The organism is Lacticaseibacillus yichunensis (assembly GCF_003946405.1).
GTDB lineage: Bacteria > Bacillota > Bacilli > Lactobacillales > Lactobacillaceae > Lacticaseibacillus > Lacticaseibacillus yichunensis.
In genome coordinates this window covers 1-8,656 of the sequence record NZ_RHOG01000050.1, presented here as the reverse complement: position 1 = coordinate 8,656, position 8,656 = coordinate 1, and the positions used below count along the sequence as shown (strand labels likewise).

8 protein-coding genes and 1 tRNA gene are annotated in these 8,656 nt (G+C 54.2%); 1 reads left to right on the top strand and 8 read right to left on the bottom strand.

Annotated elements, in window-relative coordinates; all coding sequences use genetic code 11:
• Positions 1 to 855: 855 nt before the first annotated feature.
• The 3 genes from EKM95_RS11050 to EKM95_RS11040 form a co-directional block, all read right to left on the bottom strand.
• Positions 856 to 1,461 (bottom strand): ECF transporter S component, encoded by a 606-nt coding sequence (locus tag EKM95_RS11050; RefSeq protein WP_125698436.1) that lies wholly within the window; start codon positions 1,459 to 1,461, stop codon positions 856 to 858.
• 93 nt (positions 1,462 to 1,554) lie between these two features.
• On the bottom strand, positions 1,555 to 2,547 hold the full coding sequence (locus tag EKM95_RS11045) for a hypothetical protein (RefSeq protein WP_125698433.1): 993 nt from the start codon (positions 2,545 to 2,547) through the stop codon (positions 1,555 to 1,557).
• Between the two features lie 211 nt (positions 2,548 to 2,758).
• Positions 2,759 to 2,844, bottom strand: a tRNA-Leu gene (locus EKM95_RS11040).
• A 146-nt stretch (positions 2,845 to 2,990) separates the two neighbouring features.
• Between EKM95_RS11040 and EKM95_RS11035 the strand changes: the two genes are divergently transcribed.
• Entirely contained in the window at positions 2,991 to 3,485 is a 495-nt protein-coding gene (locus tag EKM95_RS11035) for a GNAT family N-acetyltransferase (RefSeq protein ID WP_164510194.1), read from the top strand.
• Here the strand turns inward: EKM95_RS11035 and EKM95_RS11030 are convergent.
• The 5 genes from EKM95_RS11030 to trpX form a co-directional block, all read right to left on the bottom strand.
• Positions 3,464 to 5,035 carry an NlpC/P60 family protein gene (locus tag EKM95_RS11030; protein ID WP_125698429.1) on the bottom strand — a complete coding sequence of 524 codons (1,572 nt, stop codon included), beginning with the start codon at positions 5,033 to 5,035 and terminating at the stop codon, positions 3,464 to 3,466. The two genes, EKM95_RS11035 and EKM95_RS11030, sit on opposite strands and share 22 nt — an antisense overlap.
• A gap of 30 nt (positions 5,036 to 5,065) precedes the next feature.
• Positions 5,066 to 5,518 carry a SprT family protein gene (locus EKM95_RS11025; RefSeq protein WP_125698427.1) on the bottom strand — a complete coding sequence of 151 codons (453 nt, stop codon included), beginning with the start codon at positions 5,516 to 5,518 and terminating at the stop codon, positions 5,066 to 5,068.
• A 79-nt stretch (positions 5,519 to 5,597) separates the two neighbouring features.
• Positions 5,598 to 6,374 carry an ABC transporter ATP-binding protein gene (locus tag EKM95_RS11020; RefSeq protein WP_125698425.1) on the bottom strand — a complete coding sequence of 259 codons (777 nt, stop codon included), beginning with the start codon at positions 6,372 to 6,374 and terminating at the stop codon, positions 5,598 to 5,600.
• The gene (locus EKM95_RS11015) at positions 6,358 to 7,266 is read right to left on the bottom strand and encodes an ABC transporter permease (protein WP_125698438.1); all 909 of its coding nucleotides are present in this window, start codon (positions 7,264 to 7,266) and stop codon (positions 6,358 to 6,360) included. Before EKM95_RS11015 ends, EKM95_RS11020 begins: the two co-directional genes overlap by 17 nt.
• Positions 7,266 to 8,267 (bottom strand): tryptophan ABC transporter substrate-binding protein, encoded by a 1,002-nt coding sequence (gene trpX, locus EKM95_RS11010; protein WP_125698423.1) that lies wholly within the window; start codon positions 8,265 to 8,267, stop codon positions 7,266 to 7,268. The genes EKM95_RS11015 and trpX overlap by 1 nt, the downstream gene beginning before the upstream one ends.
• Between the last annotated feature and the right edge of the window lie 389 nt (positions 8,268 to 8,656).

Here is an 8,656-nt window from a genome sequence, read left to right as displayed (position 1 = left end):
TGCCCCAAGTGGAGACTGTCGCATGCATATTCATTCGACTCCATGGGCGGTCGGGGGAAACAACACACCAACAGAGCGCCTGAATGTACAGCAGGCGTTCAGCACCACTCGCACCTCGGGAGTCCGGACTCCCACAATAGTCTTTCATCAAAATATCGTGCAGCCCACCTTCGTTTGCAGGAGCTGAATGCGGCCCATCTTGAGAACGACACCCAAATCTTCGGAGGCGGGAAGGTCACCGAAATTCTAAGCCTATATGTCACCCAACTTGCACCAGCGTCCGATATGGCGGCGACTCAAAGATCCACCCAAGATGAAAGACGAGCGACTTGCGCAAGCAGGTCGTTACTGATGCAACGTCCCTGGCGGCAACGCCACGTCACGCTCTTTGACAGCTGAATAGCTCTACCGGCATCCACACAAGTGTCGTGCAGCCCACCTTTGTTTGCAGCACCGGGTATGCGGCCGATCTTGAGAACGACGCCTTCTTCTTCGGAAGTGGGAAGGTCACCGAAATTCTAAGCCTACATGACCTAAGCTTACTGCACCAGCAATCGATTATGGCGGCGGCATGGATGCCACAATAGTTTTTCAAAGAGCACTTCATTCACACCTGATTCGACTGGCGCCACAGTCGCATCACGTGCGAATCCTTCCGCCAGGCCGTGGCGCCGGTCTGGTAGAAGTACATATCCGAGCGCCAGCCGACACGGGAAAGCTGTGCATAGCCAGTAAAACACGTCAAAGCAGTCAAACTGACCGATTCAAATAGCCCGAGTGCTCCTCGGGCCACATAGGCGCCTAGTCAAAGTTCTGACTAGGCCGATCTCTCATTGTTTGACTCTGGCAACTTGATCACCGTTTGAACCGCATCAGCCCCTGCCCGATCACAGGCGTCACAACACCCGCCATCAGCGTCTCAAGCGCCGCATTGGTCGCGAAGGCCACCATCAGAAGCCACCACAGATTGGATGCATTGGCGCCGGCCAACACCTGTGTCGCGTTATGGGCGAAAAATAGCCAGGTGAACAGGATCACCAACGCCGTGTTCGTCAACGCACCGGCCACGCCTGCCGCAATCATCTTCACGGTCGCACCAACGCCATGCAGAACAGACGGGGCGATATGGTTGAAAATGGCTCCGGCCACGATGCCCACCATCACGCGCGGGATGATCGCGATAACCGGATTTTGGAAAAGTAATAATGTGAGCGGATCCGTCGCATCGGTGTAGGCCTTGATCAGGCTGATCATACCCCACATCAGACCAAGCCCTGCCCCGCCGCGCACGCCTAGAATCACACCCGCCATGATCACCGTCAGATGCATGGTCGAGATCGCGGGCAGGCCTGGAATAATACGAATGTAGCCGACCATCGGGATGTACGCCTGCATGATCAGTAGCGCGCCGAGCACGCCGACGATACTGATGGTGTAAGCAGAGCTAGACTTATGGGTCATAAAGCGCCTCCAGAAGATCTCTTTTCCGTATTATACCTTATTGCCGTTTTGAGGGTAGCAAAAAAGGGCTCCGAAAAGCCCTCTTTGCTTGGATCAGTCTTCGTAACCGCAGAGCGTGTAACCCTCTTGAATGGCTACTTTGAGCGTTAATGTCTGGATGCTCTTCGCATTCTTCAATGCCCGACAATTCTTGTCGAAGTGATATTTCTTACCGGAAAGCGGCGCGACATAGACCGTACGATTGAGGTTCGTCGAAGTAGTCGTCTTCGCAGGCGTGGTCGTCTTCTTCGCCACCGTCTTGGTCACGTTGCCGGCCTTTACGCAGGAAGCGTTGATGTAGCCAATCCACTTGTTACCAGTGGTGTAAACGGTGTAATACTTGCTCCCGTTGTAATGCTGATACCAGCCATGAACGACCAACTGGGTGCTCTTGTAGCTTGATGCTTTGACACCGCTTGTAAACCCGAAGCCCTTCCAGATGGTAGCGCCAGTATTGGAAATCGTCGCATTGAATTTCTGAACATGAGCAATACCCTGCTGCCCAGTGGCCTTCTTAGTCGCCGTCGCGTTGACGATACCGACCAGCTTGTTTGACTTGTTGTAGACGGAAAGAAACTGTGCGCCGCTGAAATTGGGATGAACATATTTGACGTGGAAGGTCTGGTTGACAACAGACGCAGACGTGCGCGCTACTTGCCAATCAAAGTTCTTGTACATCTTAAAGTTCTTGGAGGTCACCGATACATAGTAATTGGCCGGCAAACATGCCCCATAGGAAGCCGGCGCTGCCTTTGTCGCGTTCTCATTGAGATAGCCCCAGGATTTGCCATTCGTGTCCACCAGCTTCAAATAACGCACACTGGCCGGTTTCACGCTGGTCGTATAATAAAACGTCTTATTCACCAGCGAGGAAGTCGCGGTGCCTGTTTTAGTCAGCTTAGCATCCTGCCAGGTCTTGAAATTAGCAGCAGTCACAGTCACATAATGCTTCGTTGCCGCCTGCACGTCTGTCGGCTTCGCAACGGAAAGCCCGATTCCCAAGAAAAGGGCTGCACCGATCAGCCATTGACCCAAATGTTTTTTCATCAAAATATTCTCCCCATTCACTATTATCTTCCAAGTCATTATATCTGGTAATTCGATTCACCGAAATAGGTTTAATAAAAATATTTTTGCACACGCCACCAATGTCGCGATTTCAACGAGGCCTGACGATTATTGACATAAAGAGGCCGCTCCCCAATACCATGGTTGATGGCTAAAAAAATAACCGGCCTCTCACAGAGGTCGGTCAAAATGCGGGCGAAAGGACTTGAACCTTCACGGCCTTAAACGGCCACAAGATCCTTAATCTTGCGCGTCTACCAGTTCCGCCACGCCCGCATTGCGCTAACAAGCACAAAAAATAGTATATAATCTGGCTAGGGGAAAGTCAACGACAAAATAAGAAATCCATGGCCACAAATACAGGCTACGGCCGCATTGGCCCAAAGTCAGCTACAAACGACCTATCAAGGAGTGCACAAACCATGCAGATAAACGAAGCCACAACCCAACAGATACCCGAGATCGGCCAAATGGAAGTCGCCTTGACGCGAGAAATGGCGGCACTCGCGCCTACCACGGTTCGCCTTGCCCCACCCAACATTGAGTTGATCGAGCAGCGTATCCGTAGCGCCACCAATACGATCTTCGTCGCTAGTGATGATGGCACGGCGATCGGATTTGCCATCGTGTCAGAGGCGGAAATCACCGCAGATCCGAGTTTTGTCCCCCATCACCTGGCGTTGCTTCAGGAACTCTGGGTCGCGCCGAGTCATCGCCGCGAACATGTTGGTCGCGCGCTACTCAACGCAAGCTTGGCCTGGGCGAAACAGCGCCAGCTCGACTTCCTGCAACTCAACGTACTCGCAGCCAACGAGGCAGCGCGTGACTTTTATCAGGCAGTCGGTTTTTCGACCACGCAACTGACCATGAACTATCCGCTCACAGACAACGCCTCTCAGTTTGACGGGAACAGATAGATATATTTGAATCCGGCATCAGCGTAAATGCGAGAGATCCGATTGCCCGCGCCGGGCTGATGCCACATCTTATCTTGTTTGCTAGTCGCACCCCAGAAAAAGCCAATGTGGCAGTCCGCAGTCGGGTGATCAAAATAGAGGATGTCCCCTTTTTTGGCCTTACCACTCGCGAGCAACGCTTTGACTGAAGTGAAGCGATAATACGGCACTGTTTTGACTAACGCATTCCGGTAGTTATACGCATTGGCAACGCCACCCCACTGATTGGACAGACCAGTCAACCTCGATAGATTCGCACCGGCGCGCTGAAGTACGTACGAAACAAAGCCTGTACAATTCATGCCGACTCCATACGGTGAGCTAACCCCCCGCGGTACCATGTAACGCGCGGCAGTCGCAGTGGCCAGCCCGCGATACGGCGTACCCAAATAATAATGGTCATTCAAATGGGCGGTCAACTCGGCCACGATCTTGGTACGTGTCGTACCTAGAAAACTGGCAGCACCCGTCTCGTCCCAGCAGGAGGCCTGATTGACATAGCCGACCCACTTGCCGGCGCTTGTGTACAAGCTCAGGTAGATCGCGCCATTAAAATGATGATACCGGCCGTGTACTATTAAGCGTTGCCCAGTAAAAGTCGATGAAGCTGCCCGCGTCTTCCAAGCAAAATCGCGCCAAACGACTGCACTCTTGGTCGCGACCTGCGCGTACCAGTGCCCGAGCTCAGCCGCTCCCTGAGGCCCCTTTGCCGAAGCAGTCGCCGCCTCGTTGATAATGCCGACCAGCCGTTCGTTTTTATCGTACACGGACAAGAAATTTGCGCCACTGATTGCGCGGTGACTATATTTGACGTGAAAGGTCTGATTCGCCACAGAGGCCGACGTGCGCGCCACCTGCCAGGCAAAATTGCGATACAGCTTAAAGTTTGTCTTCGTGATCGTTACATACTGGTTTTCTTGCAGGCAACTACCATAGGAACCCGGTGCCACGGCAACGGCTCCTTCATCAACAATGCCGACCAGCTTTCCGGTACCATTGTAAAGCGACAGGTAATTGGTGCCTGACGCCGCTGGATGCACATATTTCACGCGAAAAGTCTGGTTTACAATGCTTGCCGTCGTTTTCGCCGCATGGCCGCTCAAGTCTTGCGCTAAGGCATAGTTAGCCTTTGTCACTGTCACATAACGGTCAGCCTTCAGACAGGCCCCTTTCGCGTTGGTCTGAAGCGTGGCATTTTCGTTCAAAAAACCAATCGAAGTGCCATTTTGATCGATCAACCCAAGATACCGAATAGCATATGGTTGCACGCTTATACGAACCCTAAACGTCCTATTTTTCAAGCTGGCTGTCGTCATGACCGAGCGCTGAAGTGAGGCGTCAGTCCACACCTTGAAATTGCCGGCCGTCACCGTGACATAGCCAGCGGCCCTACTCTGGACCTGCCCCACTTCGGCGCCGGATGCGCCATTGCCATTCGCTGCTTGAACAGGCTGGCCGCCTGCCAGTAGCCCCGCTGCGACCATCAAGCCGATCACCCATTTGACTCGCATCCTCTTTTCCTCCTCCAACCCTGATCACTGCTACCCAGCAGCCTTGCTTATCAGCATTAATTTTCCGCGACACCGCCCGCACCCATAGCGCCGCGTATCGATGCGGCGCTGGCGCGGATACTGCATCCCGCATTGCGTACACCGATACAGATAGCGCGGCTGATGATCAGGCAAGGCTGGCGCATACCGACTCCCACCCACCGCCGCCAGCAGCTGCTTGAAGTCGGCATCCCCGTGGCGAAACCCGCGATGCGCGCGATACAGATGGTAATGGCATAATTCATGCTTGATCACTCCAATCTGCGCCGCCTCATCGATCGCCGCAAACAGCGTCGGGTTAAAATCGAGATTCTCGTCTGGTAAATGAAAGCGGCCGCCTGTCGTCTTGAGTCTTGCGTTGAACGCCGCGTGATGCTGAAACGTCCGGTGAAAACTCGTTTGTGAGACACGCTCGACCAGCTTTTGTAAGTCTTCGTTTGTCATGTCAATAGGATAACATACAAGTGGCCGCATCGCGCACAGTCCTTAGGGGAAAACTGTGCGCGATGCGGCCACTGTTTAGTTAGCCAAAATATTGAAGCAGATCCGCTCGAGTCAACTGCGCCTTGGCCTCGCCACTGTAATCCGCGACGATGTGACCGGCTTGCAGAACGATCAGGCGCGAGCCATAGGTCAAGGCATCCTCAAGTTGATGGGTGATCATCAGGCAGGTGAGCTGTTCGCGCGCGACGATCTGCTGGGTCAGGGTCATAATGGCTTCTGAGGTATGCGGGTCCAGCGCCGCCGTGTGCTCGTCCAGCAGCAACAACTCAGGCCGCCGCATCGTCGCCATCAAGAGACTCAGGGCCTGGCGCTGGCCGCCGGAAAGCTCTTCGGTGGGCTTATTCAGCGCCTTTTCCAGGCCGTTGCCAGTCTGCGCGGCCAATTTTTCAAAGGCGGACAATTGGGCTTTAAGTTGACGCGAGGCAAGGGTCAGGCGTTGGCCGCGGCGTGAGGCCAAGGCCAAATTCTCCGCGACTGTCATCCGCGGCGCCGTCCCCATTTTCGGATCCTGAAAGACTCGGGCAATCAGATGGGCGCGGCGCTCGCGCTTGGCGGCACTGATGTCATGGCCGGCCAGCGTGATCGTCCCGCCGGCCAGTGGCACATCGCCGGTGATTGCGTTGAACAAGGTTGATTTCCCGGCTCCGTTTGCCCCGAGCACCGTGACAAACTCGCCCGGTTGGACGGTCAAGTCGATGTTTTGGAGCAGCGGCCGCACGCTTTGGCCGACGACCACGTTAACGGCGACTTGGTTCAATTGTAATTGCGCGGCTTCTTCGTTATTTGCTTGTTGCATCGCTCTTCACCCCATTTTTCAAGACCCGGCGGATATGTAATTTGTTTTCAAATGACGGCACCATGATGGCGATGGCCAGAACGATCGCGGAAATGACCTTCAGATCGTCCGGCGCAAAGCCAAGCGCCAGCACCAGCAGCAGGACAAAGCGGTATACGATGCTGCCAAGGACGACGGCGATTAGGCGCTGGCTCAAGGTCAACTCACCAAACAGCACTTCGCCGATGATGATCGCGGCCAGCCCGATGACGATGATGCCGATGCCGGAATTGACATCCGCGAAGCCGTTGTTTTGCGCCAAGAGCGCGCCGGCCAGCCCAATCAAACCGTTGCCGACGACCAGCCCTAAGATCATCTGATTATCCGGGTCGATGCCCAGCGAGCGGGCCATGGTCGGGTTATCGCCGGCTGCGATGAAGCCCTGGCCGATCTGGGTGTTGAGGAACACGATCACCAGCGCCACCACGATCACGGTGACGATCAGGCCGACGACCACGCTGTCAAAATACGGTGGCAAAGCCTTCAAGATCTTGGCATTGAACAAATTGGGCTGATGCAGTAGGGACAGATTGGCCCGCCCCATCACGCGCAAGTTGATTGAAAATAGCCCGGTCATGACCAGGATTCCAGCCAGCAGCACCGGAATGTGTCCCTTTGTCGCAAGCAGGCCGGTGATCAGTCCGGCCAGCATCCCCGCCAGCATCCCCAGTAACGTCGCGATCAGTGGATCAACGCCGTGCGTCAAGGCGCTCACGGCGACCGCCCCGCCAAACGGGAACGTGCCTTCAACGGTCATATCTGGAAAATTCAAGATGCGGAATGTCAGAAACAGGCCGACGCCTAAAATGCCATACATCAAGCCTTGCCCAATTGCGGAAACCCCTAAGCTGATCATTTGATCACCTCCCCATTCTTCTTTGCTTCTTTCAGCAAGCTGGCCGGCAACTTGATGCCAAGCAGCTTTGCCTGTTTCGTGTTCAAGATCAATTCGCCTGTCGTTTCAAAATGAATCGGGGTCGTGGCCGGCTTCGATTTGCCGGATAGCACGTCCGCCGTCATTTCGCCGGTGACAACGCCCAAGTGGAACTGGTTGATACCGATCGTGGCGACCCCGCCGTCTTTGACCATCGTGTCGACCGTTGGGAAAACAGGTACTTTTTTGACATTGGCGACCTTGACCAGCGTCTGCATCGCGCTGGCGATCGTGTTGTCCGTTGGCACGAAGACCGCATCCACCTGGTTGACCATTTGGCCGCCAACTTGGGCGAGATCATTGGTCGAGCTGATCGTGTAATTCTTCACCGTAAAGCCCTCGTTCGGCGCTTCCTTGGTGACCAGGCGCGCTTGCGTCTGCGCCGAGTCATCGCTGGAAGTGGAGATCACGCCGAGGGTCTTGGCGTCTGGCATCAGTTGCCGGATCAGCTTCAACTGCGCCTTGACTGGAGCCTGGTCGGAGACACCGGTGATGTTGCCACCGGGCTTGGTGTTGTTGTTGACGAGCTTGGCGCCCTTTGGATCGGTGATCGCGCCCAAGATGATCGGCGTGGTGCTGGTCACATTGGCCAAGGCCTGCGCGGAAGGTGTCGCGATACCGATCATCGCGTCTGCCTTTTCACTGGCGAAGCGCTGGGACATAGTCTTGAGGTTGCTTTGATCGTTTTCCGCATTTTGAAAATCGATCTTGAGGTTCTTGCCGACCGTGTAGCCCTTGTTTTTCAATCCCTGAATTATACCTTTATGAATGGCGTCAAGCGCGGGGTGACTCATCAACTGCAAGATCCCCACCGTTTTGACGTTGCTGGTCTTGGCGGCCTGTTCCGGTTTGCTCTCAACGCCGAACGCGACGCCGAGAAAAACGACCAAGACCGCGATCAATGCGATCATACGTTTCATTATTTTTCCTCCAAACTGACTTGCGACAAACAAAAAGACTCCCGCACAGGTCGCGGAAGTCCCGAAAAGACAAAACGTCCGCATAGCTCCTGAAGTATGACTTCAAGTATCTATGCGGACGCAACTGAATAGCAGTCAACATAGACACGACCTGCGCATCTGGCAGATCGCGTCTTGCGACCCACCTACTGTTGGCTTTGCCAGCTCTTCAACTGTAAGGTGATGTTCGTCATGTTGATTGCTCCTTTGATTTAATGACCTGAGTTTACGCGAGAGATTGCGGGGTGTCAAGGAGGAATTAATAAAGTAATTAGTCAGTACTGAACTAGGCTGCTGACTTTGACCGTTCAGTGATGACTTTATAGTTAATTTGATATGTTTTGCCGGCT